This is a genomic window from Barnesiella intestinihominis YIT 11860 (assembly GCF_000296465.1).
GTDB lineage: Bacteria > Bacteroidota > Bacteroidia > Bacteroidales > Barnesiellaceae > Barnesiella > Barnesiella intestinihominis.
In genome coordinates, this window is sequence record NZ_JH815203.1 from 86,861 (window position 1) to 112,613 (window position 25,753).

Consider the following 25,753-nt stretch of genomic DNA (forward strand, 5'->3'; position numbering starts at 1 on the left):
TATTAAAAATCGCTGAGCATCATCGGCATTAACAGCATCAACAAATCTTCATTTTCTTTATTTTCCAGCGGCAGGATCACCCCGGCGCGAGTCGGATCCGAAAGTTCTACGAGTACCTCGGTTGCCGATATATTATTCAAGATTTCTATCAAAAACGAAGCTTTAAATCCAATAGTCAAATCGTCGCCGGTATAATTGCATGCCACTTTTTCCTCTGCCGAAATCGAGTAGTCCTTATTCTCGGTAGATACGACCAACTCCCCGTTTTTCAGTTGTAATTTAGCCAATCCCAAAGCAGCATCGGCAAATACGGATACACGACGCAAAACGTTGACAAACAAAGCGCGGTCGATAATTAAACGATTGGGATTATTCGTCGGAATAACCGAGTTATAATTGGGATAATTACCCTCGATAAGCCGGCAATTCAAAACAAAATCCGAAAGTTTGAAGCATGCATTTTTCGAATCAAAAGCCAACTCTACCTTTCCACTCTCTTTCGGGAGTATAGCCTTCAACAAATTGGCCGGTTTTTTCGGTAGTATAAACGCTGCCCGTACACCGGGGGCAATGCCCTGATTTTTGAACCGAACCAGTTTGTGTGTATCGGAAGCGACGAAAGAAACGCTATCTTCAAAAATATCCATGAATATACCATTCATAATTGGCCGAAGTTCGTCCTCGGCAGTAGCGAACAACGTGCAACCTATACCGTTAAGTAATTGTTGAGCTTCGACAGAAAACGATACCGCAGAAGAATCCATCGGCATTTTGGTAGGATACTCGTCACCATTCACCCCGATAAAGTTATAGCGTCCGTTCTGGAAGTAGAGGAATATTTCCAAATTATTGTCATCGATCTCAAACGTCAATGGTTGATCGGGCAACTCTTTCAACGGTTCGAGCAATATTTTCGCATTGACAGCAAAAACACCCTCTCCCTCGGCTTCCATTACATCGATAGCCGTAGTCATAGTCGTCTCCTGATCCGATGCCGTCATAGACAATCGAGTTCCTTCGAGACGAAATAAAAAGTTGTCGAGAATAGCCATCGAGTTTTTCGAGTTAATTACTCGGCTAATAGTTTGCAAATGCGATAGCAACAACGTGCTGGATACGATAAATTTCATAAATATATCTTTTTATTTATTTGTTTCACTACATTCTCTCGATAGCTCTTTCACTGACTATCAAGCCCGAACAAAGCAACCTACTCGGTACTTTGTTCTTATATCTTTAACGAACAAATGTAATGAAAATTTTTTTCTCTACCGACTAATTCGACAGAATAAATAAAGAAGTTATCAACAGACAATAACGACGAGATTGCCCCCTCCCGGTTTTTCCTCGAAACTTATTCATTTCTCGAATATTATTTTTATATTTGGCTTTACGCTCACTTATTCGTTATATTTGTAGAATATAAGATGAATCAAAAGAATATAAGTATTATTTGTATAGCCTTATGCCTAATTCTGATAGGAGGCTATATCCTCCGGCAAAATTACCTGCTCGAAAAAGCATATAAAACGGCCGGTATATATGATTATATTCCCGCAGAAAAAAGTAAAATAATTCTTGAAATAGAGCAAGTATCGCAAATCGACTCCATTACATCTCGTTTACCCATTTTACGACGAGTATCCCCTATCCTATCGTTATGGCAGGAAATACTTTCTTCGGCCCGATTACCCGAAACCAGCACTATAACCATCTCTTTTTCGGAAACAGGGGAGGCTGCGATCTGGTACTGCATGCCCCGACAGAAACAAAAAAATCTAAAAAAGATACTACCCCGGCTAATATCGAATAATTACCGCCCCGTTTGCGAAACCAAAGGTTCGATTACTGTCAACCACTACGCTCTGCACAACGGTTCTTTTCTGCATGCGCTTTTTGCTCCGGGCGTCACTGCTATCTCTTTCGAATCTTCTTTATTCCGGGAAGCCCAACGAACCGTAGACAAATTAAGCCGACGAGAACAATTCACACGCACACGCCAAACTCTCGATTCCCAAGCTACAGCAAGACTTTTGCGGCAAATACCAGAAAATTCGCACCGCAACTCAGGTAGATGGCAAGGGGAAAATATCTATTTGTTCGAAAAGAAAGCCGACGAGAAAGTAGCAACCTTCTCCAATGACTCAACCGCAACAGCAGCTACAACCACATCACTCTCTGAAACTACAAAATAACGGAATGAATCGACCGAGCCGAATTTTTCTTATCCCCCTCACAACTCTTGTCTGTACCAAGATATTGATTTTATCTTTATTTTATGAACAGTACCCTCACTAATTTCAACGGGGTCCGGATAAAAAAACAAAAGAGGCCGGCAACCTACGAGATAACCGACCTCTTATAGTGTCCGAGATGAGATTCGAACTCACACGAGCCAACGCCCACTACCCCCTCAAAGTAGCGTGTCTACCAATTCCACCACCCGGACAGTATTACAGTATCTATTAGAAGGTGCCCAGAACAGGACTCGAACCTGCATGCCTCTCGACACACGCACCTGAAACGTGCGCGTCTACCAATTCCGCCACCTGGGCATATACCACCGAAAGATACCGATGGAGCGAAAAACGGGACTCGAACCCGCGACCCCAACCTTGGCAAGGTTGTGCTCTACCAACTGAGCTATTTTCGCCTTTCAAAATTTCAATTTATTCTTCTGGAACGCTATCCAAATCGAGAGCGAAAAACGGGACTCGAACCCGCGACCCCAACCTTGGCAAGGTTGTGCTCTACCAACTGAGCTATTTTCGCAATTGCGAGTGCAAAGATAGTTTTACTTTTCGGTTTATGCAAATGGTTTACTATTTTTTTTCATCGGACAAGCTCCTACAAAACAATTAGCTTTTGAATCATAGAAAGTTATTATCCGATAGAATTTTTCCCGATAAGCGAATAAAATTCTCGTCTCCACTCTTCTTGCTCGAACTTACCACTACTATCGTATGTAACCGTAACGGCTCCTTGCTTCTCGACTCCTCGCATTTGCATACAAAGGTGGCGAGCTTCTACGACGACCATCACACCCTCGGTAGAAAGCGTATCGGTAAGGCTTTGACAAATCTGTGCCGTAAGACGCTCCTGCACCTGAAAACGCCGGGCAAACACTTCGACCAAACGAGCCACTTTACTCAAACCGACAATACCGCCAGACGGGATATACCCGACATGGACTTTCCCGAAAAAGGGAAGTAAATGATGTTCACAAAAAGAATAAAACTCAATGTCGCGTACTACTACAATGCGAGATCCCGTATGCTCAAATACTGCCGATGATATAATTTCCTGCGCCGATTGACGGTATCCTCTCGTTAATTGCATCATCGCTTTCGCCGTACGTTCGGGAGTCTTGCGTAATCCCTCACGGTCAGGATCATCGCCCAACAAAGAAATAATAGCTCGATAGTGCTCGGCCAATTCTTTACAAATGCGGCGTTGCTCCTCCGAGGCCCAAACAGACTGTTCTTCCTCCATCGCTCAAAGTTATTCTGTAAATCCCTGATGTATCTGTATATGTATTTTGTCCCGAACGACACGCATCTCCCGTGCCATTTGGGGAAACTCTTTCTTTAATTGTATCAACGCATTTCCGGCTTCCTCATAAGAACGAAAATCGCCCACTCTCAATCGCCAAAACGGAGACGTAAAAGTCACGTATGTTTCCAATTCGGGAAAGGCCTGTTGAATAAGTCCCTCTTTATATAAGGCATTATTTTTAGCCGTACGATAGTCATTATCGGAAAATACTTGTATACGAAATCCCGAGGACTGGGCATAACCTTTATTTCCGTCGTACTTTATCACCCCTTCTGCCCGACTTACCCGCTTAGCCAACTGAGCCGGTTGTACGACCTTGACTTTACCACCCGTCTCGGGTCGTTCGAGATATTGAACGATCGAGGTATCCATAACGGCAATTTGAGCTTGCGCCCCATTCGTTAAACCAATCATGGACAACAGCAAAATAAAAAAAAGAGACTTGCGCATAACCAACGTTTTCATTCAAAATAGTAAGGCTGCAAAAATAAGTATTTATTCTTACTTTTGCAGCCTTTATAAAGTCTATTTTATCAGAATGCAGTAATAATGCCCATAAATGAATCGGCTTTCAAAGCAGCACCACCGATAAGACCACCATCTACATCGGGTTTAGCGAACAACTCGGCTGCATTGCTCGGCTTACAGCTTCCACCATAAAGGATCGAAGTATTCTCTGCCACTTCTTTTCCATACTTGTCGGCAATGGTCTTACGGATAAAAGCATGTATTTCTTGAGCTTGGTCGGCAGTTGCAGTCTTTCCTGTACCGATCGCCCAAACCGGCTCATAAGCCAAAATGATTTTTCCGAAATCCTCAGCAGAAAGGTTGAATAAAGATTCTTCCACCTGAGCTTTCACGACATCGAAATGTTTTCCGGCTTCACGTTCTTCCAAAACTTCCCCGATACAAAAAATAGGAGTCAGTCCATTAGCCAAAGCCAAAAGAACTTTTTCTTTTAAGATTTCGGGAGTTTCGTGATAATATGCACGACGTTCGGAGTGACCGAGAATAACATATTGAGCACCCGTCGATGCCACCATCTTGGCAGAAACCTCTCCTGTATAAGCGCCTTCCGTTTTATCGGCACAATTTTCAGCACCTACCCCGATACGTTTGGTATCTACGGCATTGACCACCGACACTAAATGAGTAAACGGAGTAGCGATGATAACATCGCACTTAGTAGATACCCCTGCCAAAGCGGCATCTATTTCCTTAGCCAATGCTACTCCTTCTTGAAGAGTAGTATTCATTTTCCAGTTTCCTGCAACAATGTTTTTTCTCATAACAAATAAATTTTTATTGGTTAAAACTATACATTATTTTTTTCTATCATATCATTTTCATTCTCTTTTTTCTTTCGACGATGGGCATCCCGCCACTGCCGTACGCGTCCGATTATCATCGCCACGGTTTTCTCGGTCAACAACAAAAAGAGCATCGGCATGGCATATAACAAAACGATAAACCATATCCGTCTTTCCGGTCGATAAATTTCCGGCTGACCGTATGTAAGCTTATCCAGCGGCTGAACCAACAATGTCTCATCGGGCAATTGTGAAGGAGAAGTTTTTCGTAATATCGTCCCCCCCTTCAATAACAGCACACACGGATTTCCTCTCGCAATAGTGCGGATAACCGTTTTATCCATAAAATAGAACGGATATTCCGCCCCTGTATTTTCTTGCCAAGCCTCTACACCCTGCGGGGTAGAAGCCGTAACGCAAGCAAACTCATATCCATGCTCGACACAATAATCATAAAGCTCGTTAATTCGGTCGACCTCACTATCATCGGCAGTTTCAAGATCTGGCGAAAGCAATAGAATACGATAGTTCTCGTCATAAATAATATCCTCGGTTATATCGGTCGCTCCACGATAGATAGTAAAATCCTCGATTATCGGTGTTACGGATTCCTGTCCCGAAACTGTCTTTTCATACCTATCTACAAATACCCACCCCTCTTCTTCCGAAGGCAGATTATCGAGTAAAAACTCCTTCCTCTCGCCGTTCTTTTCATAAATGAACACAAATTCACGCTCCGGCTCTTCGACAGCCAATGCTTCCGGTATATTTACGCCTATTTTATAAGGCCGAAAATCGAGATAGGGCTGATAATACGTACCAATATAAACAAAAAAGAAGACAAACAACAGCGAATACAATCCGGTGAGCCATTGCACCTGCTGATTATACAAAGCTCTCAAAGAGGTATTCCGGTAAACTAAAAACAATACGATAATCAATAGCAATACATTTTTGAAAAATGTAGCCCAGTTACTTAGATGAACCGCATCCCCGAAACAACCACAATCGGATATAGGATTGGCTATTGCCAAATAAAGAGTGACAGGAGTCATCACACAAAGAAAAATAAAGATCAGCCGAGGGGTAGACTTACGATAAGATCCAAACAGCAGATGTACTCCTAACACAAACTCGATGACAGAAAGAGCCACCGAAAAAAGCATGGCAAAAGAAGAAAGGAAATCGAGATGAAACGCCGAAAAATAATCCTGAAACTTATAAACCGTGCCATAGGGATCGATAACCTTCACAAACCCCGAAAACACAAACGTTCCGCCTACGATCAAGCGAGATAGAAAAACAAGCCATTGAATCAAAGAAGATTTCCTATTATCTTTAATCGTCTTGTTCGCCATATTCTATTTTTATAAGACCAAACAATGAATAGTTAATCATATCCATATAGTTGGCATCGACTCCTTCCGAGACAAGAGTTTTACCGTTGTTATTCTCTATTTGCTTAGTCCGACAAATCTTTGTCAATATCAAATCGGTGTATGAACTGATGCGCATACTTCTCCAAGCCTCGTCGTAATCATGATTTTTGGCATACATCAACTCCTTTGTTTCCGTCATGTATTTGTCATACAGATCCAAAGCCCTCTCGACAGTTATATCCTCCGAATCGGAATATCCGAGATGCAATTGAATTAATCCTATAATACCATAGTTAACAATTCCGATTAGTTCCGAACGGACACCCTCATCTATTTTGCTTTCGCCTTTCGTCTCTATACTTCTTATACGTTTTGCCTTAATAAAGATTTGGTCGGTGACCGACTGCGGACGCATAATCCGCCATGAAGCGCCATAATCTTTCAGCTTCTTGACGAATAAATCCCTGCAAATAGAGATAACGTGTTCGAACTGTGCAATAGTATCTGCCATGATAAATGTATTTTCAAAGATAGCAACCGACTACATGCAAAGGTGAAAATATACCCGCTTTACACAAAGCCCAACTACTTCCGACTTTCGCATACAAAGATACAATTTTATTCTAAATACTTGTATTCAAATAACGATCGATATTTATTCCAGCATTTTTATAGTTCAGTAAAAAAATCCGTGGGATTAGCGATGAATTTTTATCCGCAACATCAAATTTTACACTAAAAAAGCCCGACTCTATAAAAGTCGGGCTATATAAGGGGTCGTATCAAAGGATGCGATGAAACTCCGAAAGACAGGATTTGAGAGCCTTCGCCCCTTTGTAATCCACCGTGCTAAGCATACCTCGAAAGGCGTGGCCCGCCATTGGAACGAAAAGCTTGTCTCGGCATTTCATAATTTTTGATGAGTTTCCCAATCTACTTTGATACGACCGGGCTTTCTCTTGTCTTTGATACAAAGCTAACCAAATACTTTGAATAAACAAAATATTTTCAATAAAAAAATTAGGGGTTTACCGATTTCGGCAACCCCTAATTTTTTATATAAAACCACAAATCCCTTTGTCTTATTTTACTTTCTCAACGATAGCTTTGAATGCTTCGGGATTGTTCATTGCCAAATCGGCAAGGACTTTACGATTTATTTCGATTCCTGCTTTATGCAGTGCACCCATTAACTTAGAATAAGACATACCTTCGAGACGTGCAGCCGCATTGATACGTTGAATCCACAACGCACGGAAATTACGTTTATTATTTTTACGGTCACGATAAGCATACGTCAAACCTTTTTCCCAAGTATTTTTGGCAACGGTCCAAACGTTTTTACGAGAACCATAATAACCGCGGGTAAGTTTAAGAATCTTTTTTCTTTTTGCTCTTGAAGCAACGTGATTTACTGATCTTGGCATAGTTTTTTCTGTTTTGAATGTTAGCGCTACCGTTCAAGGTAAACTTCAAGCTAAAAACATTCGGTTAATAAAATTTGAAACTACTCTTTTTTTGAGAAAAATTTTAGAAATCGCCGAAGCTTATTTCATACCCAACAATGCTTTTACATTGTTTACATCAACGGTATTTACCGTTCCCATGTGAGTAAGATTTCTTTTTTGCTTCTTCGTTTTCTTAGTCAAAATGTGACTTTTGAAAGCATGTTTTCTCTTGATTTTTCCTGTTCCGGTAAGGGCGAACCTCTTTTTGGCACCGGAATTAGTTTTAATCTTTGGCATTTTACTAAATTTTAATTTTATAATTGAATGAATAGTTTGTCAAATATCCTATTTATTTTTTCTTCGGGCTTATCATGATGATCATACGCTTACCTTCCAGAACCGGCATCATCTCCACTTTTCCATAGTCTTCCAAATCGTTCGCGAAACGCAACAAGAGCACTTCACCCTGTTCCTTGAACAGAATAGAACGACCCTTAAAAAAGACATAAGCCTTCACTTTTGCTCCTTCGTTCAGAAAACCGATGGCATGTTTCAATTTGAAATTATAATCGTGATCATCGGTTTGAGGTCCGAAACGAATCTCCTTAACAACAATCTTCGTCGACTTAGCTTTCTGCTCTTTCTGACGTTTTTTCTGCTGATAGAGAAACTTTTGATAATCTAAAATCTTACATACCGGCGGCACTGCATTAGGCGAAATTTCTATCAAGTCAAGACCTTGTTCATCAGCCATATGTATAGCTTCTTGTATGGTATATACCCCTTGCTCTACATTGTCACCGACCAAACGAACTTCTTTCGCCCGAATACGTTCATTGACACGATATTGGTCTTTTATATCATTCTTTTTTGCAGGCATAGGCTTGTTTGGCCTATTAGACTGCGGTTGCGGTTGCGGTTTTTTATCCATTCAGACTACCATTCTTTGAGTAATTCTTCTACTTCTGCATTTAAATTTTCGGCAAAGGTAGCAATTTTCATCGAACCTTTATCACCTTCACCCTGTTTTCTTACAGAAACTTCACCATTTTCAGCCTCTTTTTCACCAACAACGAGCAAATAAGGGATTCTTTTCAACTCGTTATCGCGAATCTTCCGCCCTATCTTTTCATTCCTGTCATCGACAAATGCCCGAATATCCTTCTCGGCCAATTCTCTAACAACCTGTTGCGCATAGTCGTTAAATTTAGCGCTTATAGGCAGAACAGCCACTTGATCGGGAGTAAGCCACAACGGGAATTTTCCGCCCGTATGCTCGATGAGAACTGCAACAAACCTTTCCATAGAACCGAAAGGAGCCCGGTGAATCATTACCGGACGATGTTTCTGGTTATCGCTACCGGTGTATTCGAGCTCGAAACGTTCCGGCAAGTTGTAATCCACTTGTATGGTTCCCAATTGCCAACGCCGGCCAATGGCATCTTTAACCATGAAATCGAGCTTAGGACCATAGAATGCAGCTTCACCATATTCGACTCTGGCTTTTAACCCCTTCTCTTCACAAGCCTCGACAATGGCCCGCTCCGCTTTTTCCCAATTTTCATCGCTACCGATGTACTTCTCGCGATTGTTAGGGTCGCGCAAAGAGATTTGGGCTTCGAAATTATCGAACTTCAAAGCTTTGAAGATAATGAATATGATATCCATTACTTTCAAAAACTCGTCTTTCAACTGATCCGGACGACAGAATATATGCGCATCGTCTTGGGTGAAACTACGTACACGAGTTAAACCATGCAACTCACCACTTTGTTCATATCGATAAACTGTACCAAACTCTGCAAAACGAAGAGGAAGATCTTTATAAGACCGCGGTGTCACCTTGTAAATCTCACAGTGATGCGGACAGTTCATAGGCTTCAACAAATATTCTTCTCCTTCTTCCGGCGTATGAATGGGCTGGAAAGAATCTTTCCCATATTTGGCATAATGCCCCGATGTCACATACAACATCTTATTTCCTATATGAGGAGTAATCACCTGCAAATACCCAAAACGTTTTTGAACTTTACGCAACATAGCTTCAAGACGATCCCGCAGTTGTGTCCCTTTCGGCAACCAAAGAGGTAATCCCGGCCCCACATTGGAAGAAAAAGCAAAGAGCTCCATTTCCTTGCCAATTTTACGATGGTCTCGTTTTTTCGCCTCTTCCATCAAAACAAGATACTCATCGAGTAACTTCTTCTTAGGGAACGTAATGCCATATACACGAACCAATTGTTTGCGCTTCTCATCACCTCTCCAATATGCCCCGGCCAAAGAAGTTATCTTCACGGCCTTGATAAGCCCCGTATTGGGCAAATGCGGTCCCCGGCACAAATCGGTAAACGCACCTTGCGTATAAGTAGTTATCGTACCGTCTTCGAGTTCGTTGATAAGTTCAACTTTATATTCTTCTCCACGTTTACCGAATCGGTCGAGAGCATCGACCTTCGATATTTCTTTCCGAACAATCGGTTCTTTACGGCTCGCCAATTCGAGCATCTTAGCCTCTATCGTAGGAAAATCGGCCGCCGTAATAGTAGCCTCCCCCGGGTCCACGTCATAATAAAATCCATTTTCGATAGCCGGGCCTATACCGAATTTAATACCGGGATACAGTTCTTGTAATGCCTCGGCCAACAAGTGTGCCGAAGAATGCCAAAATGCATGCTTTCCCTCTGGATCGTCCCACTTGAAAAGTTTAATAGCAGCATCTGCGTTTATGGAACGAGAAAGATCCCACTCCTGTCCATCGACTGTCGCCGCAAGAACTTCCTGAGCCAATCTTGGACTTATACTCTCGGCTATTTGTAAAGGTGTAATACCAGATTCAAATTCCTTTACCGAATTATCGGGAAACGTAATCTTAATCATCATTTTTCTGTCCTTATCTATTTTCAACGTTTTTCAAAAAACGCTTCTATTTTATACATTTAATAATAGAGACACATGACTGTGCCTCTTTTTCCAAGGCACAAAAATAATAATTATTTCATTACCCAAACGGATATTTATAAAAATCTTTTAATCACTCATTCGTTTCAACAAGTTATACGCAGCCACAACTCCCAACTCACCCGCTTTACTCAAATCTGCCGTACCTTTAACCGTATCGCCTTGTTTTAAATAGACTAACCCTCGGTTATAATAAGCGTCTCCAAAATCGGGACGTAACCGTATCGCCTCGGTATAATCGGCAATAGCACCCCTATAATCTTGCTGGGAACAACGCAGATTTCCACGATTGTAATATACATATATAAACCGCGGTGCAGACTCTATCACCTTCTCATAATCACGCAGCACCATCTCATATTCCATTTTCAAACTCTCATTTCCCACTGCCGGTAATCCAGACAAAGAGAAATCTTTGGAGTTTTTCGAGCGCACCTGTTGAAAATCTATACTCTGTACAGACTCCGCCGAAAGTTGATATTCTATTTGTTTCGCTCTTACAACAGCCCGAAGGAAATAGGCTAACGTAAAATTTTGACTCGTCATAATAGCTCTATTCAAATCGTCAAGAGCACTAGAAAAATCCTGAACAAGCATAAAATCGACAGCTCGACCGAAATAGGCCAATGGATTAGAAGGATTTATCTCTATAAGACGGGAATAATCATTTATGGAAGAGAAATGATAGTTTACCTGATCGGATAGCAGTGCCGCCTCGGCATTCGTAAGCAATAATTTCTTGCTAAACACATGGGTATCGTTCAACTCTTCGAGTTCCCTTACATAATAAATATTCTGACGAACGGCATCGGGTCTTTCATAATAAGTAAGCACATACATTGGCTGTACGGATACTTGCACATTCTGATCTTGTACCCGTCCCCGAATTTTATTCTCATATTCCGGCTTATATTCGGTATGGGCATCGGCTACCAATATTTGATTGAACTTATTAATATTTTTATCAGACTCAGACCGCTCATCGGCTGCTTGTCCCGATTTTTTACTATTATTCGAAGCTACTGTATTTTCATCGATCGGTTCATACTGGGTCTTCTTTTGTAAATCCATAGCTAGCATGAAATCCTTTTCACCGCCTTTCATATCGCCCATTTTCCGTTTCGCATCAGAGCGAGCATAAAAACCCGCGGCAAAATCGGGGTACTGTTCCAAAACTACGTTAAAATCAGAAATAGCCTTCCCATAATTCCCGATCATATCATATAACAAAGCTCGATTATAAATTGCGAAATAATTGTTCGGTTCAGCCTTTATTACTTTTGTAAAGTCGGATATAGCCTTATTCCGTTCACCTACTTGCATACGCAATAATCCCCGATTGTAGTAGGTCATTGTATTATCGGGATCTAGTTTCAATATATAATCATAATCGGCCATAGCTCCCTGCAAATCATCTTGATGATATTTTATACGAGCCCTATTGAAATAGTAAGACACTTCTTTGGGATCGAGCCTTAAAGCCTCGTTCATATCGGCCAAAGCCGAATCATAATCGGCATCGTGCAACACTTTAATAATAGCCCGTTGAGCATATGCTCCCGATATGTATTTATCTATCGAAATAGCTTTATCTATATCATCAATCGCTTTTATCGTATCGCCCTTCTCCAAATAAAACTGGGCCCTACTCATATAACCGTTGTAATAGTTCGGATGCAAAGCTATGAGTTTATCGAAACTTTTTTCGGCTTCGTCATATTTTTTCAACTGCACCTCGGCAATAGCCTTATTATTCAAAAAAGACCTATCTTCGGGGGCATAACGCAAACCCTCGGTATAGTCGTCGATAGCGCCTTGATAATCCCCAAGATTCTGTCGGGCAATCCCCCGAACTTGATAGGCATTGACAATAAAAGGATTACGTTCGATACAAAGGGTACAATCTTCTTCTGCCCCTTTAAAATCATCGAGGCTCAACTTCGCAACTCCTCTATAAAAATAAGGCTCGGCCATATACGGCTTTACCTTTATTACTTGATTGAAATATTGCATCGACAGAATATAGTCCTCAAAATAAAGTGCATTACGTCCGATATTCATCACTCTATCGGTATTAATCTGCGCCACAGATAAAAAAGAGGAAAACGACAGCAATAGAAATATGATATTTGACTTGAATATAAGTTTCATTAAATGCCTTAACATGATTATCAGACAAATGTACGTAAATAATGACAAAACAACACAACCCTGAGAGCATTTTATAAGATTTTTCTTTCCCAACGCATCGAATGAACATTTTTTACGCCAAAATGTCTTATATAAAAAAGAAGAAACTTTTTTCGTATCTTTATACCTCAAAATTGCACAGACATGAGCACAGAAAAAAAACTACAACACATCGTTATCGTCGGAGGCGGATTTGCCGGATTTTTACTGGCCAAACGAATTAATCCTGAAAAGTTCAGAGTGACCTTAGTCGATAGAAAAAATTTTCATGCCTTTCCTCCTCTGTTTTATCAAATAGCCTCGTCGGGACTTGAACCGGCCGCCATTTGTTTTCCTTTCAGGAAAGAGCTACGTAAATTACGTCACGTCCGTTTCCATATGGGAGAAGCTCTTGCAGTAGATACTCAAAAGCAAATTTTAACGACCAATACAGGAAATATAAATTATGATTATTTGGTACTCGCCACAGGCACAACCAATAATTTTTTCAATATGCCCGAATTAAGGGAACGAGTATATACTCTGAAATCTACTGCCGAGGCTATCCGACTAAGAAATGAAATACTATTCTGTTTAGAGCGGGCCTGTACCTGCGCCGATCCCGAATCGCGCCGCACGCTTCTCTGCTTCACGGTTGTCGGCGGAGGCCCGACCGGAGTCGAAATAGCGGGTGCTTTGGGTGAAATGAAAAAGTACATTCTGTCTCGAGAATATCCCGAGATCAGTCCTTGCGATATGCGCGTCGTTATCGTCGAAGGTTCAGACCGCCTATTACAGAATATGAGTACAGAAGCCTCTACCAAATCTCGACAATACCTCGAACAACTCGAAGTCGAAGTCATTACCGGACATACCATGAAATCGTTCGACGGGACTTACGTGAGTTTTGACAACGGCGATAAAATAAAATGCCATACCCTCATCTGGACAGCAGGTATCACCGGCGAACCTTTGAAAGGAATTCCAGAAACGTCCATAGGGAAAGGAAGACGAATCGTCACAGACGAATACAACCGGGTCGTCGGGTGTGAAAACCTTTTCGCAATCGGCGATATAGCCCTGCTTACCGAAAAAAACTATCCCAAAGGTCACCCGCAAGTAGCTCAGGTAGCCATACAACAAAGCAAATTGTTAGCAAAAAATTTGAACCGGAACAGTTTCGAAACGCCTTTTCGTTATAAAGATAAAGGAAACATGGCAACCATTGGCCGTAATCGTGCCGTAGCCGACTTGCCCTATCTAAAATTATACGGGCGGCCGGCTTGGTTCACATGGATGGGAGTTCATTTGGTTTCCATATTAGGCATGAAAAATAAAATTATCACTTTTCTAAACTGGTGTTGGTACTATTTTACCTATAACGCCACCTTACGATTGTTGATACGCCCGACCCGATATCCGAAACGGAATGAAGAATAACCATATTTAATCCGTGTTTTAGAACAATTTTGGTTTGTTTTTCCTCTAAAAAAGTGACTTTTTTCAATCTACCTTTGTCCCCCGAACAAATAGGTATTAATTTATGAAAAAAGTCACTAGCGTATTTTTGTGCTGTTTTTTATTTATTGCACTCAATTATGCCCAATCTGGACAAGTGATGACATTGAAAGAATGCATCGAAATGGGCATAGCGAATAATCTCTCCCTGCAAAATAAAAATCTAAATGTCCAAAAAAGCAAATACGGGATCTCTGAAAACAGGTTCAAACTGTTACCGGTCATCAATGCTTTCGCCAATTTTACCAATAGTCCCGAACCGGCCGTTTCGGTAACCGACGGAAGCAAATATGGAACTCCCTATAACGTCACCAAGACACTACGATACAATGCCAATGGCGGTTTACAACTGCAACTACCATTATATAATCAGACCCTATATACAAGTATCGCCATCTCGGAATTAGTAAATCGGATAGACCTATTGTCTTACGAAAAAGCCAAAGAGGATCTTATCGTCGAAATAGGGAAACTCTATTTCTTGGGACAAACGACCATCTGTCAATTACAAATTATCGAAGGAAATATCGCCCGTCTAGATTCCCTTCGCAACATCACACAAGCATTCTTCGATAATGGAATGGCTATGGACGTAGATGTAAAACGTGTTGAAATAAATCTCGAAAATATGAGGGTTCAATATCACAACGCCCAAGCTATGCTTAACCAGCAACTCAACCTTCTGAAATATACGCTTGACCTTCCCTCGGAATACGAGATAACTCTTACCCCGCTCAATCCCGACATAACCGGGAATGTGCGTTTCAATGGTTTATCAGATTCGCTATACGAACTCCAATTACTGGATACTCAAACCCAATTATTAAAGAAACAAGGACGAATAATCAATCAAGGTTACATACCTTCGCTCAATTTCACCAGCCAACTGGCTTATTCGGCTTATACAGATAAATTCAAACATTTCTTCCACTCTCATATATCCAACAAATGGTACGAATCATTCAACTTCGGCCTGTCCTTGAAAATACCCATCTTCGATGGTCTGAGCAAACACACCAAAAAACAACAAGCCAACGTCGAATACCGAAAAGCTGTACTCCAACAGGAAAATACCCGCAAACAACTAGAAACACAGTACACTAACTCGGTATCGGATTTGATGAACAATCAACGCAATTACGAAAAACAACAAAGCAACTACAAGTTGGCCGAAGAAGTTTACTTGGTTACAACCGATAAATACAAAGAAGGAATAGCTTCCATGACCGAACTCTTACAAGATGAGCTCCGATTAACCGAAGCCCAAAACGGCTATTTGAGCGCGCACTACAATTATAAAATAGCAGAATTAAATTTGCTGAAATTAACCCAACAACTCGATATTCTCACCCAATAATCCTGTAAAATTAATAATCAGTATATATAAATACTTTTACAATTATGAAAAAAGAAAATAGCTCTCATTATAAACGGAGTAAAAAATTAAAAGCATTGCGTTTCGGACAATATACATTAAATGCAATCGGTATCATCGTTCTATGCTACGGAGTTTATGAAGCGGCTTGCCTTTTTCTCAATTACAAACGCTGCGAAACCAGCAACGATGCCCAAATAGAACAATATATATCGCCAATCAACATACGCGTACCGGGATATGTAAAGAAAGTTTACTTCACCGAACACCAATTCGTACACAAAGGCGACACATTACTTGTTCTGGACGATAGAGAATACCGTATACGAGTATCGGAAGCCGAGGCGGCTTTGAAAGATGCCGAAAACGGAATTGCAATCTTGTCTTCCAGTTTGACGACGACACAGGCAACTGCTTCGGTTTACGATGCCTCTATCGAGGAAATAAATACACGCATAAGCAAATTGCAAAAAGACTTGACTCGTTACCGCAACTTATTACAACGTAATGCGGCTACCCCCATACAAGTGGAACAACTCGAAACCGAGTTAACAGCAACACTCGCCAAGTTAGAAGCTCTGAAAAAACAGAAAGCCGCAGCCACTTCGGGAGTAAACGAAGTTACAAACCGCAAAGCATCGGTCGAAGCCGGAATATTAAGAGCCCAAGCAGCTTTGGAAATGGCTCGATTAAATTTGTCCTATACAGTAGTTACCGCCCCTTGTGACGGAACACTGGGAAGACGGGCCTTAGAGGACGGACAATTTGTACAAGGCGGTCAAAGTCTCACTTATATCATACCCGATACTCAAAAATGGGTGATTGCCAATTATAAAGAAACCCAAATAGCCAATTTATACGAAGGCCAAAAAGTAAGCATCAAAGTCGATGCCTTTCCCGATAAAGAGTTTTCGGGACACATATCGGCCATATCGGGAGCCACGGGTTCTAAATACTCCTTAGTACCTACCGATAATTCAGCCGGGAATTTCGTAAAAATACAACAACGTATTCCTGTAAGAATCGAGTTCGACGAATTATCGGAAGAAGACAACCGACTCTTAGCAGCCGGAATGATGGTTATTATAAAAGCTAAATTGTAAAAATGGCTCACACAAAAAATTATCCTTTTTACGACTGGGTTCCAAAACCACTGGGAATCATCATACTCATCATGCTATTCTGCCCTATTATGTTCATTAACGGGGCATATACCATAAATAGTGGAGAGATGTCGTCCGGTCTTGGAATTATCTCGGAGCACATTCAATATGCAAGCTATGCCGGAGCAATCGGCATGGTAGTATTCGCACCATTTATGCAACGAGTCTTGGCTGTGAGGAGACCCAAAATGATGTTAATGACAGGCTTCATTCTGTTATTTTGGCTCAGCTATATTTGTGCAATTACAGACAGTTGGTTACTACTCATGTTATGCAGTCTCATTACGGGTTTTATCCGCATGGCTCTCACTTTGATAAATCTATTTGCTCTCATACTGTATGCATTTAAGATAGAGGCCAGCGACATCATCACCCCGGGAGCCGAAGCCACCGATCCCGTAGTTGCCGACAAGAACGATCAAGCCAAAGGCCTCACACAACCTATCATTTATCTCTTTTTCATGCTCTTCGCGCAAGCCGGTAATTCGTTGACCGCATGGCTTGCCTATGAATATGAATGGCAATATGTCTATTACTATATGATGGGAATGTTGATGCTCTCAATCGTCGTTGTTCTTTCCACCATGAAATATCAGAGGCATCTGAAAAAGCTCAACTTCAATCTCCGTCAATTCGGCGATGTAATTGCCGCATCATTGATGATGATGGCTGGGTCATTCATACTGATTTATGGTAAAACACTCGACTGGTTTGACAACTACTACATACGGCTGGCCGCTATATTATTCCTACTGTCCACGGCCGCTCTCATTTTTATTGAGGGAAACTTGAAACACCCCTATCTGAAACTAGGAGTATTCAAACAGAAGAATGTTATTTTCGCTTCAATAACATTCATCATGCTTATGATGATTAATTGCAGCGCCATGTTCGTGAGCGTATTCACCAGCATATCTATGAAAATAGACAATTTTCAAAATGCCATGTTGGGAAACTATTCATTGGTAGGATATGTAATAGGAGCCATATTGTGCATGATTCTATCGGCTTTCAAGATACCCTTCAAATATATCTTCGCATTCGGGTTCAGTTTCATCACAGCCTACGCCATATATATGTATTTCCAATACCAAAGCATGGGTCTTTATGAACACATGATATGGGCCACGATACTGCGCTCGACCGGTATGATGATACTCTATACCATGTGTGCCGTATTGGGTAGTATACGCCTGCCTCTCAAATATATGTCGTCTTGGATTTTTGTAATGCTCTTTGCCCGGTCAATTATCGGGCCGACCGTAGGAACAGCGATTTATTCCAACTTATTAAACGAACGTCAGCAACATTATATGGCCACACTATCGACAGGAGTAGACTTGATGAATCCAGAAATCGCAGGCAGCTTCAATCAAACGGTGAAAGGCAGTCAATTCATGCAAGGACATAGTGCCGAAACCGCGACTACTCTTGCGACCATGCAAGTATCAGGACGCATTCAAGTACAAGCCATGTTGTCGGCTCTCAAAGAAATCACGGGCTGGACAATCTTTGCAAGCATATTATTCATTATTATAGTTCTCTGTGTCCGGTACAAGCAACCAGAATATCCGGGAATACTGAATCTCAAAGAAAAAGGAGCTTATGTAGGGAAAGAATTAGCCTAATATATAACAAATAAAAAAATGTCCTACTTTTCGAGAATTTATTTGTTATCTTTGCATATAACCAAAACAAATATATATAATGAAAAATTTTCTTTTTACCGGATTCATTATTTTACTTCTATCCGCAGTATCTTGTAAAACGACTGAAAAAGGAAGTATGACACAAACTCAAACTCCCACATCACAAACCAATGAGAAGAAAAACATTTCTATAAATCGAGAAGAACTCAACGGGACATGGATTATAAAAACAGCCAAAGGTAAAACCGTTATAGGCGATTCACCAGTAGAAATCACTTTCGATCTCACAAACGGACGTATTTACGGCAACGATGGTTGCAACGTGATAAACGGCACTGCATTTTTCGAAAATGAGAATGGGTTACGTTTCGAATCGCTCATCTCGACGATGAAGGCCTGCCGACCAGAAGTTACAGATCGTACTGTCCTCAATGCTTTGAACGAAACCCGCTCTTATAAACGAGCTGATACCAAAGAGCTATCTATCAAATTCTGTGACGAAAAAGGGAAATCTGTGATGACCCTTGAAAAACGAATGGTAGATCTATTAAATGGTTCTTGGAAAGTCACAACTATCGACGGGAAAAAAATCACCGAAGAAAATCCGACTATGGTTATCGATATCCCAGAGGCAAAATTATCTGGATTTGCAGGCTGTAACCGTATGTTCGGAGGGATTTCTTTAGATGGAACCGCTTTCGGAATAGCTTTTACACAAGTAGCAACTACCCGCATGGCTTGTCCAGATATGAAAACGGAGCAATTATTCTTATCGGCACTCGGCAAAGTTACCGGATTTTACATGATAGACAACTTTCATGCAGCATTATATCAACAACCCCAAACTCCGATAATCATCATCGAAAAAGTTCAATAAGAAAATACAAAGCAACGATTACATGTCCACTGAAAAAAGAGCAGGATAAAAAAATTATTCTTATAAAAATAAAAAAACGCAGGCGTTATCGACCTGCGTTTTTTTATTTAGAAACCCATTTAAATAGTCTATAAACCATTAAAAAATTCGGGTTATAATAGAATAGCCATTTTTTCAAAAAAATGGAATCAAGCACCTCCTTTTATTTAAATCTATTGCTTAATTTTGAGTCGTCTTACTTGCTTACATTAGGGAAAATATGTGTGTGTTACAAAATAGGAAGAAGGATTTTAAACCTTCCGCCTAATCATGTGTAGCACACACCATTCTGTGAAAGCAAGTAAGACATCTTTTGAAGAATGTGAATTAGGCGGAGGTTTTAATATATACAACTAAAAAACAAAAAAGTTTATGTTGCCGCCGACAGTCAAGCAATTTTTCTTCAAATTACTCATCTCCATTTTTGTTCACGATTACAAAAATGTATTAAGGCAATATCGACAAGCCTACACGACTCAACGTCAAATGAAACAATATTTAAGAGTCATCACACCCGAAGACTTATACGATAAAGAACTCGTACGAATTTCAGAGCGAATGAGCGATCTACAAAAACTTATTTATCAACTGCGAAAAAAGGGACTAAGCGACGAGGCAATATCTCGCAAACTAAATCTACCGTTACACAAAATACAAAAACATCTCGATCTCGTAGAATTAGATATTCTCCAAATTTCCCGATATTTCAATTAAGATATAAACAAAAAAGGAGATAATCCCAATGGGATTATCTCCTTTTTTGTTTGCTACAATCCATTACCAAATAATCACCCGATCTTCGGGAGCCATGTACATGGCATCTCCTTCTTTAATATCAAAAGCCTTAAAGAAAGTTTCCATATTACGCAACGCAGCATTGACACGCCAACGGCCCAACGAGTGAGGGTCAATCTTCGTCAACCGGAGAATTTCGGCATCTCTAATATTGCCGGCCCACAATGCAGCATACGCCAGATAGAAACGTTGATCGGCAGTAAATCCATCGATCGGAGCCGGCTCCACACCATCGAAAGTATTATGCAATGCAGTATAAGCAATGCGTAAACCTCCATGGTCAGCAATATTCTCACCTAATGTAAAATGACCATTGGCATGCACTGTATCGAGCACAACAATGTTATCATATTGCGAAGCCAAAATTTCAGCTCGTTTAGTAAATTGCTCAGCATCGGCAGAAGTCCACCAATCATTAAGATTACCATCTTTATCGAACTGGCGCCCTTGATCGTCGAATCCGTGAGTCATTTCATGTCCTATAACGACACCGATAGCCCCGTAATTAACGGCATCATCGGCATCAAAATTAAAGAATGGAGGCTGCAAAATTCCGGCAGGGAAACAAATTTCGTTAGAGCTCGGATTATAATAAGCATTAACGGTTTGAGGACTCATATACCACTTGGTCTTATCCACAGGTTTCCCCTCATCTTTCAGAGAATATAAAGTTTCAAATTCGGCTGCACGACGAATATTAGCATAATAACTATCTTTCGGATTCACCGTCAAACCTGTATAATCGCGCCATTTATCGGGATAACCGATCTTTACATAAAAGTTGTTTAGTTTCTCATGAGCCTTCGCTTTGGTTTCATCGCTCATCCATTCAAGGCTGTCTATATGTTGTCCCAGTGCGGTCTGCAAATTCGCAACAAGTTGTACCATACGCTCTTTTGCCTCAGGAGGGAAATATTTGGCAACATACATTTCGCCCACGGCCTCCGACAAGAGACTGTTAGGGACATCGAGAGCACGTTTCCAACGAGGTTCAATTTGTTCTTTCCCCGATAAAGTCTTCGAATAGAAATCGAAATGAGCATTTACAAAGTCATCGCTCAAATAGGGAGCTGCACCGTCGATACAGTTGAACGCCAGATAATCGCGAATCTCTTGCTCGTTCAATGTTTTCAGCAAATTATTTACAGCTTTCAATGTACGCGGCTGACCAATGTTTATCTTTTTCAAGCTGTCTAAACCCACCGTATTAAAATAAATATCCCAATCCAGACCGCCGAATTGCTTTTTCAATTCATCGATTGTCATAACATTATAACCCGCCTGAGGATCACGCAACTCTTCGCGAGTAAAAGCGGCCTTAGCGATTTCGGTCTCCACCTTCAATACGGTAGCAGCTGCTTGCGCTGCGGACTCGGCACTGTATCCCGACAATGTAAATATTTTCTGAATATAGTTGCGATAACTATCCCGTATCTTGCTATTGGCTTCATCGTCGGCTATATAGTAATCACGGTCACCCATATTCATACCCGCCTGATACCAACCTGCGATATTCATCGTACTGTTCTTAGCATCGGCATCCACATATATGGCAAAAAATGGGGCTGATGTGGTACGATGCATCTCTCCTATCATGGCACTTATCGCCTCTTTACCGGAAAGTGATTGTATACGACTCAATTCTTCCGCAATAGGAGAAGCTCCCTCCTCATTCAATCGCACACTATCCAATCCCATATTGTACAAATCGCCAATTTTTTGAGCGATACTACCCGGTTCAGCCTTTTGTTTACCTAATTCTTCGAATAACAATCGAATTTGTTCTCGGTTATTTTCACGTAATTGGTCGAAAGATCCGAAACGAGCATACTCAGGCTTCAACGGATTTTTCTTCATCCAGCCGCCACACGCATAATCATAAAAATCATCACCACAAGCTACCGTCGTATCGAGATTGGAAAGATCGATACCCGGAGTCTTTACGGTCGATTTGCTTGTACAACCAGTAGCAAGCAAAGCAGCAGCAAACGATAAAATCATTACTCTTTTCATTTTACTTTCATTTTTATATGTTTCATTCACTTTGTAGAATATAGAATGCGTTTCCTCAAAGATTCTAATCGAACTTAGCTTTTTGCATTCGACTTTTGCTAGATTTATTTCTGTAATTTATCCAATACTTCGGAAGCCTCGGACCATTTCCACATCACATCATCGAGTTGCTTCTTCAACTGCCCATGTAGTTCGTATAACGAAGTATCTGCCGCGCCATCGGGTGTTGCCAACTTTTCCTCCACCTCGGCTATTCGTTTCTCCAAACCAGCAATCTCCGATTCAATATCCGCAACCACCTTTTCGGCCTTTCTCAAACGACGGGCAAACTCTTTTTGCTCTCCATACGACAACTTAGAATCCTCCGATTGGGCCGGAGAAGCAGAATCTTTCGAAATATTTCCGTCCTTCTCTGTTTTCGAAACTGTGGCTCGTTGTTCAAGCTCTCGCAAAGAATCCAGCTTACGGCTTTCCAGGAAATCATAAATTCCGCCCAAATGCTCTCGCACCTGTCCTCCACCGAACTCATATACTTTCGAAACCAAACCATCGAGAAATTCCCGGTCGTGGGAAACAAGAATTACCGTCCCGTTAAAATCACGAATCGCTTGTTTCAACACATCTTTGGTACGCATATCCAGATGGTTAGTCGGCTCATCGAGAATAAGCAAATTAACAGGTTCGAGCAATAGACGTATCATTGCCAATCGGGTCTTCTCCCCTCCCGACAAAACTTTTACTTTCTTGTCCGAAGCCTCTCCCCCAAACATGAAAGCACCGAGTATATCTCGTATTTTTGTACGAATATCCCCTACCGCAACCCGATCGATCGTATCGAAAACCGTAATAGATTCGTCGAGCAAGCTCGCTTGATTTTGAGCAAAATACCCGATCTTTACATTATGCCCTATCTTCAAAGTTCCTGTATAGGGAATTTCGCCCATGATACATTTTACCAAAGTCGATTTTCCTTCACCGTTTTTCCCGACAAAAGCGACTTTTTCGCCTCGTTTAATCGTAAACGTGGCATTCGAAAAAACCACATGACTGCCATAATTCTTTCCTACTCCTTCGGCGATAATGGGATAATCGCCCGAACGAGGCGCCGGTGGGAATTTTAGATTCAACCGGGAGGTATCTACTTCGTCCACTTCTACACGTTCGAGTTTGGCAAGTTGCTTGATACGCGACTGTACCTGCACCGACTTCGTTGCCTTATAACGAAAACGCTCGATGAAAGCCTCGGTATCCTGTATCTGTTTCTGCTGGTTCTCATAAGCTCTCATCTGCTGTTCGAGACGCTCTTGCCGGAGAACAACATAACGGGAATAATTGACTTGATAGTCATAAATGCGCCCCAAAGAGATTTCAATCGTCCGTGTTGTCACATTATCGATAAACGCCCGGTCGTGAGAAACCAATACGACTGCATTGGCGCGAGTCGATAAAAAACTTTCGAGCCATTGTATAGACTCTATATCCAAATGGTTGGTGGGCTCATCGAGCAAAAGCACATCGGGACGCTGTAACAACAACTTCGCCAATTCGATACGCATACGCCACCCTCCGCTGAACTCCGACGTATCCCGTCCGAAGTCCTCTCGTGTAAATCCCAGCCCTATTAAAGTTTTCTCTATCTCTGCCTGATAATTGGATGCCCCGATAAGAGCCAATTGCTCATTAGCATTGGAAACCCGCTCTATCAACTCCTGATAATATTCCGACTCATAATCGGTACGCTCGGACAATTCGGTATTCATGCGCTCTATACGCGACTGTAATTCGAATATATGAGAAAAAGCCTGTTCCGCCTCTTCCATTACCGTACGAGTGTCGGATAGATTCATCTGCTGGGGAAGATACCCCACCGTAAGGTCTTTCGGCATATTCACATTACCCGATGTCGGAGCCTGCAACCCGGCTATGATTTTCAACATAGTCGATTTCCCCGCACCATTTTTCCCCACCAATGCAATGCGATCCTTTTTATTAATTACATAAGTAATATTGTCAAATAGTGTATTTCCTCCAAAAGCGACCGAAAGTCCTTCTATCGATATCATATATCTTTACCTTATCGAAATGCAAAGATAGGTAATAAAATGAAAAGATAATACAGAATAAGCTACAACAAACACTTAATTATAGTTATTGGGAAAAATTGTTTTACCCCAATCATAAATTTCTAATTTTTAAAAGTGTCTTTTCATACTCACAACAAAATTATTAAATTTGCCATTAAACTTAAAAAACAAATATATCACAAGATACAAAACGCCCTATATTCCAATCATGAACACGATAGCCACCCTTTACAACGAAACACCAGACATATTCAAAGACAAGTCTTTACCTCAAATTTTATCTTTTGCAGGAGACAGAAAGCTAAAAGACGGTAATACAACTTCTTCCGAATTTAGGAATCTACTGGATATAGTACAACCGAATATTTTATTCGAATTCGCAAACTATTGTCTTTCAAACCCTTTTGAAAATAGTGGTCTTGCCTTACAAGACATTGTCAATCAAATAGGTAAAAGGCTTAATTTCGATGTCGAATACGGATTATACAAAGGGAAAAAGAACAGTATTGGTTTTGATGGAATATGGACTACAAAAGACGGATATAATATCATTATCGAAGTTAAAACGACCGATTATATCAGAATCAATTTAAGCGAATCGGTTGCAAAATATAGAAGTGCACTTATCGACGCGGGGAAAATAGATAAAGAAAATTCTTCTATTTTAATCGTCGTAGGACGCGAAGATACCGGAGATTTAGAATCTCAGGTACGAGGTTCCCGCTATGCTTGGAATATAAGGATTATCAGTACCGATGCCTTGATACAGCTACTAAAATTGAAGGAAACATTTAATGATGCCAAAACTATTCTCCAAATCACAGAACTACTAAAACCAAGAGAATATACACGAGTAGATAAACTCATCGATTTGATATTTGAGACGTCAAAAGACTTACAATTAGACGATATCGATACAGTAGAAACACCATCGCTATCACCTACTAAAAAAGAAAAAGCTATTCCGGTCAACTTTTATTTAGATTGTATTCATAAAATACAGAACCACCTTAAACAACAGCTTATAAAACAAACAAAAATAACATATACGACCAAAGACAATAGTCTCTGCGTGATGTGCACCATATCCCGAAATCATAATACAACCGATAAACAAGGCCGATTTTGGTTTGCATTTCACCCTCATCAACAAAAAATGTTGGAAGAATATCCTACGGCTTACGTCGCATTTGGATGCGGAGATTCTCAAAAGACACTCCTCATACCCTATGCCCTATTTGGTCCTTTGGTCAAAAATATGTGGACGACTGAAAAGGAGAATAGAATGTATTGGCACGTTATTATTAATTACAAAAACGATAAATTCCTTTTATCGCAGCCCAAAACTACCGATCATAATCCTGTCGATATAACTGAATATTTAATATAATAAAAATTCCTCAAACCGATCATGTAGAAAA

Annotated in this window: 21 protein-coding genes and 4 tRNA genes; 8 read left to right on the forward strand and 17 right to left on the reverse strand. The window is 40.8% G+C overall.

Annotated features, from left to right (window positions below; genetic code table 11):
* Nucleotides 1-2: 2 nt before the first annotated feature.
* Nucleotides 3-1,130: a DNA polymerase III subunit beta gene (gene dnaN, locus HMPREF9448_RS00330; RefSeq protein ID WP_008860702.1), complete on the reverse strand. Its 1,128-nt coding sequence runs from the start codon at nt 1,128-1,130 to the stop codon at nt 3-5.
* A gap of 297 nt (nt 1,131-1,427) precedes the next feature.
* Between dnaN and HMPREF9448_RS00335 the strand changes: the two genes are divergently transcribed.
* Nucleotides 1,428-2,195 (forward strand): hypothetical protein, encoded by a 768-nt coding sequence (locus tag HMPREF9448_RS00335; RefSeq protein ID WP_008860703.1) that lies wholly within the window; start codon nt 1,428-1,430, stop codon nt 2,193-2,195.
* 170 nt (nt 2,196-2,365) lie between these two features.
* On the opposite strand, the gene HMPREF9448_RS00340 is transcribed toward HMPREF9448_RS00335, so the two are convergent.
* The 14 genes from HMPREF9448_RS00340 to HMPREF9448_RS00405 all read right to left on the reverse strand — a co-directional run bounded on the left by HMPREF9448_RS00340 (nt 2,366) and on the right by HMPREF9448_RS00405 (nt 12,801).
* Nucleotides 2,366-2,449: transfer RNA gene (locus HMPREF9448_RS00340), tRNA-Leu, on the reverse strand.
* A gap of 24 nt (nt 2,450-2,473) precedes the next feature.
* Nucleotides 2,474-2,555, reverse strand: a tRNA-Leu gene (locus tag HMPREF9448_RS00345).
* 22 nt (nt 2,556-2,577) lie between these two features.
* Nucleotides 2,578-2,653: transfer RNA gene (locus tag HMPREF9448_RS00350), tRNA-Gly, on the reverse strand.
* Nucleotides 2,654-2,699: 46 nt separating this feature from the next.
* Nucleotides 2,700-2,772: transfer RNA gene (locus HMPREF9448_RS00355), tRNA-Gly, on the reverse strand.
* A gap of 111 nt (nt 2,773-2,883) precedes the next feature.
* A complete protein-coding gene (gene folE / locus HMPREF9448_RS00360; protein WP_008860704.1) occupies nt 2,884-3,492 on the reverse strand; it encodes a GTP cyclohydrolase I FolE in 609 nt (202 codons plus the stop codon).
* Between the two features lie 9 nt (nt 3,493-3,501).
* Nucleotides 3,502-4,020: an SPOR domain-containing protein gene (locus tag HMPREF9448_RS00365; RefSeq protein ID WP_051008880.1), complete on the reverse strand. Its 519-nt coding sequence runs from the start codon at nt 4,018-4,020 to the stop codon at nt 3,502-3,504.
* A gap of 68 nt (nt 4,021-4,088) precedes the next feature.
* Nucleotides 4,089-4,844, reverse strand: coding sequence for a triose-phosphate isomerase (tpiA, locus tag HMPREF9448_RS00370; RefSeq protein ID WP_008860706.1), 756 nt, complete (start codon nt 4,842-4,844; stop codon nt 4,089-4,091).
* A 26-nt stretch (nt 4,845-4,870) separates the two neighbouring features.
* Entirely contained in the window at nt 4,871-6,223 is a 1,353-nt protein-coding gene (locus HMPREF9448_RS00375) for a BT_3928 family protein (protein WP_008860707.1), read from the reverse strand.
* A complete protein-coding gene (locus HMPREF9448_RS00380) occupies nt 6,204-6,755 on the reverse strand; it encodes a DUF1599 domain-containing protein (RefSeq protein WP_008860708.1) in 552 nt (183 codons plus the stop codon). Before HMPREF9448_RS00380 ends, HMPREF9448_RS00375 begins: the two co-directional genes overlap by 20 nt.
* Before the next feature lie 571 nt (nt 6,756-7,326).
* The gene (gene rplT / locus HMPREF9448_RS00385) at nt 7,327-7,671 is read right to left on the reverse strand and encodes a 50S ribosomal protein L20 (protein WP_008860709.1); all 345 of its coding nucleotides are present in this window, start codon (nt 7,669-7,671) and stop codon (nt 7,327-7,329) included.
* A gap of 120 nt (nt 7,672-7,791) precedes the next feature.
* Nucleotides 7,792-7,989 (reverse strand): 50S ribosomal protein L35, encoded by a 198-nt coding sequence (gene rpmI / locus HMPREF9448_RS00390; RefSeq protein WP_008860710.1) that lies wholly within the window; start codon nt 7,987-7,989, stop codon nt 7,792-7,794.
* 52 nt (nt 7,990-8,041) lie between these two features.
* Nucleotides 8,042-8,572 (reverse strand): translation initiation factor IF-3, encoded by a 531-nt coding sequence (infC, locus tag HMPREF9448_RS00395; protein ID WP_040295798.1) that lies wholly within the window; start codon nt 8,570-8,572, stop codon nt 8,042-8,044.
* 56 nt (nt 8,573-8,628) lie between these two features.
* On the reverse strand, nt 8,629-10,569 hold the full coding sequence (gene thrS, locus HMPREF9448_RS00400) for a threonine--tRNA ligase (RefSeq protein ID WP_008860712.1): 1,941 nt from the start codon (nt 10,567-10,569) through the stop codon (nt 8,629-8,631).
* Between the two features lie 150 nt (nt 10,570-10,719).
* Nucleotides 10,720-12,801 (reverse strand): tetratricopeptide repeat protein, encoded by a 2,082-nt coding sequence (locus HMPREF9448_RS00405; protein ID WP_008860713.1) that lies wholly within the window; start codon nt 12,799-12,801, stop codon nt 10,720-10,722.
* A 183-nt stretch (nt 12,802-12,984) separates the two neighbouring features.
* On the opposite strand from HMPREF9448_RS00405, the gene HMPREF9448_RS00410 reads away from it, so the two are divergent.
* The 6 genes from HMPREF9448_RS00410 to HMPREF9448_RS00435 all read left to right on the forward strand — a co-directional run bounded on the left by HMPREF9448_RS00410 (nt 12,985) and on the right by HMPREF9448_RS00435 (nt 20,154).
* Nucleotides 12,985-14,259: an NAD(P)/FAD-dependent oxidoreductase gene (locus HMPREF9448_RS00410; protein ID WP_008860714.1), complete on the forward strand. Its 1,275-nt coding sequence runs from the start codon at nt 12,985-12,987 to the stop codon at nt 14,257-14,259.
* Nucleotides 14,260-14,362: 103 nt separating this feature from the next.
* Nucleotides 14,363-15,694: a TolC family protein gene (locus tag HMPREF9448_RS00415; protein ID WP_008860715.1), complete on the forward strand. Its 1,332-nt coding sequence runs from the start codon at nt 14,363-14,365 to the stop codon at nt 15,692-15,694.
* A gap of 44 nt (nt 15,695-15,738) precedes the next feature.
* Complete coding sequence (locus tag HMPREF9448_RS00420) at nt 15,739-16,815, forward strand: HlyD family secretion protein (protein ID WP_008860716.1); 1,077 nt, start codon at nt 15,739-15,741, stop codon at nt 16,813-16,815.
* A 2-nt stretch (nt 16,816-16,817) separates the two neighbouring features.
* Complete coding sequence (locus HMPREF9448_RS00425; protein ID WP_008860717.1) at nt 16,818-18,503, forward strand: efflux MFS transporter permease; 1,686 nt, start codon at nt 16,818-16,820, stop codon at nt 18,501-18,503.
* 79 nt (nt 18,504-18,582) lie between these two features.
* Nucleotides 18,583-19,401 (forward strand): META domain-containing protein, encoded by an 819-nt coding sequence (locus HMPREF9448_RS00430; RefSeq protein WP_008860718.1) that lies wholly within the window; start codon nt 18,583-18,585, stop codon nt 19,399-19,401.
* A gap of 411 nt (nt 19,402-19,812) precedes the next feature.
* On the forward strand, nt 19,813-20,154 hold the full coding sequence (locus HMPREF9448_RS00435; RefSeq protein WP_008860719.1) for a hypothetical protein: 342 nt from the start codon (nt 19,813-19,815) through the stop codon (nt 20,152-20,154).
* A gap of 63 nt (nt 20,155-20,217) precedes the next feature.
* Here the strand turns inward: HMPREF9448_RS00435 and HMPREF9448_RS00440 are convergent, their stop codons facing one another.
* Entirely contained in the window at nt 20,218-22,248 is a 2,031-nt protein-coding gene (locus HMPREF9448_RS00440) for a M13 family metallopeptidase (protein WP_008860720.1), read from the reverse strand.
* Between the two features lie 104 nt (nt 22,249-22,352).
* Nucleotides 22,353-24,311 (reverse strand): ABC-F family ATP-binding cassette domain-containing protein, encoded by a 1,959-nt coding sequence (locus HMPREF9448_RS00445; RefSeq protein ID WP_008860721.1) that lies wholly within the window; start codon nt 24,309-24,311, stop codon nt 22,353-22,355.
* Between the two features lie 229 nt (nt 24,312-24,540).
* On the opposite strand from HMPREF9448_RS00445, the gene HMPREF9448_RS00450 reads away from it, so the two are divergent.
* Complete coding sequence (locus tag HMPREF9448_RS00450) at nt 24,541-25,722, forward strand: hypothetical protein (protein ID WP_040295799.1); 1,182 nt, start codon at nt 24,541-24,543, stop codon at nt 25,720-25,722.
* The last annotated feature ends 31 nt before the right edge of the window (nt 25,723-25,753 follow it).

Excerpts from the sequence above, each read along its gene's own strand:
- dnaN (WP_008860702.1), bottom strand. The coding sequence starts at position 1,130 with ATGAAATTTATCGTATCCAGCACGTTGTTGCTATCGCATTTGCAAACT.
- HMPREF9448_RS00335 (WP_008860703.1), top strand. The coding sequence starts at position 1,428 with ATGAATCAAAAGAATATAAGTATTATTTGTATAGCCTTATGCCTAATT.
- folE (WP_008860704.1), bottom strand. The coding sequence starts at position 3,492 with ATGGAGGAAGAACAGTCTGTTTGGGCCTCGGAGGAGCAACGCCGCATT.
- HMPREF9448_RS00365 (WP_051008880.1), bottom strand. The coding sequence starts at position 4,020 with ATGAAAACGTTGGTTATGCGCAAGTCTCTTTTTTTTATTTTGCTGTTG.
- tpiA (WP_008860706.1), bottom strand. The coding sequence starts at position 4,844 with ATGAGAAAAAACATTGTTGCAGGAAACTGGAAAATGAATACTACTCTT.
- HMPREF9448_RS00375 (WP_008860707.1), bottom strand. The coding sequence starts at position 6,223 with ATGGCGAACAAGACGATTAAAGATAATAGGAAATCTTCTTTGATTCAA.
- HMPREF9448_RS00380 (WP_008860708.1), bottom strand. The coding sequence starts at position 6,755 with ATGGCAGATACTATTGCACAGTTCGAACACGTTATCTCTATTTGCAGG.
- rplT (WP_008860709.1), bottom strand. The coding sequence starts at position 7,671 with ATGCCAAGATCAGTAAATCACGTTGCTTCAAGAGCAAAAAGAAAAAAG.
- rpmI (WP_008860710.1), bottom strand. The coding sequence starts at position 7,989 with ATGCCAAAGATTAAAACTAATTCCGGTGCCAAAAAGAGGTTCGCCCTT.
- infC (WP_040295798.1), bottom strand. The coding sequence starts at position 8,572 with ATGCCTGCAAAAAAGAATGATATAAAAGACCAATATCGTGTCAATGAA.
- thrS (WP_008860712.1), bottom strand. The coding sequence starts at position 10,569 with ATGATTAAGATTACGTTTCCCGATAATTCGGTAAAGGAATTTGAATCT.
- HMPREF9448_RS00405 (WP_008860713.1), bottom strand. The coding sequence starts at position 12,801 with ATGAAACTTATATTCAAGTCAAATATCATATTTCTATTGCTGTCGTTT.
- HMPREF9448_RS00410 (WP_008860714.1), top strand. The coding sequence starts at position 12,985 with ATGAGCACAGAAAAAAAACTACAACACATCGTTATCGTCGGAGGCGGA.
- HMPREF9448_RS00415 (WP_008860715.1), top strand. The coding sequence starts at position 14,363 with ATGAAAAAAGTCACTAGCGTATTTTTGTGCTGTTTTTTATTTATTGCA.
- HMPREF9448_RS00420 (WP_008860716.1), top strand. The coding sequence starts at position 15,739 with ATGAAAAAAGAAAATAGCTCTCATTATAAACGGAGTAAAAAATTAAAA.
- HMPREF9448_RS00425 (WP_008860717.1), top strand. The coding sequence starts at position 16,818 with ATGGCTCACACAAAAAATTATCCTTTTTACGACTGGGTTCCAAAACCA.
- HMPREF9448_RS00430 (WP_008860718.1), top strand. The coding sequence starts at position 18,583 with ATGAAAAATTTTCTTTTTACCGGATTCATTATTTTACTTCTATCCGCA.
- HMPREF9448_RS00435 (WP_008860719.1), top strand. The coding sequence starts at position 19,813 with ATGTTGCCGCCGACAGTCAAGCAATTTTTCTTCAAATTACTCATCTCC.
- HMPREF9448_RS00440 (WP_008860720.1), bottom strand. The coding sequence starts at position 22,248 with ATGAAAAGAGTAATGATTTTATCGTTTGCTGCTGCTTTGCTTGCTACT.
- HMPREF9448_RS00445 (WP_008860721.1), bottom strand. The coding sequence starts at position 24,311 with ATGATATCGATAGAAGGACTTTCGGTCGCTTTTGGAGGAAATACACTA.
- HMPREF9448_RS00450 (WP_040295799.1), top strand. The coding sequence starts at position 24,541 with ATGAACACGATAGCCACCCTTTACAACGAAACACCAGACATATTCAAA.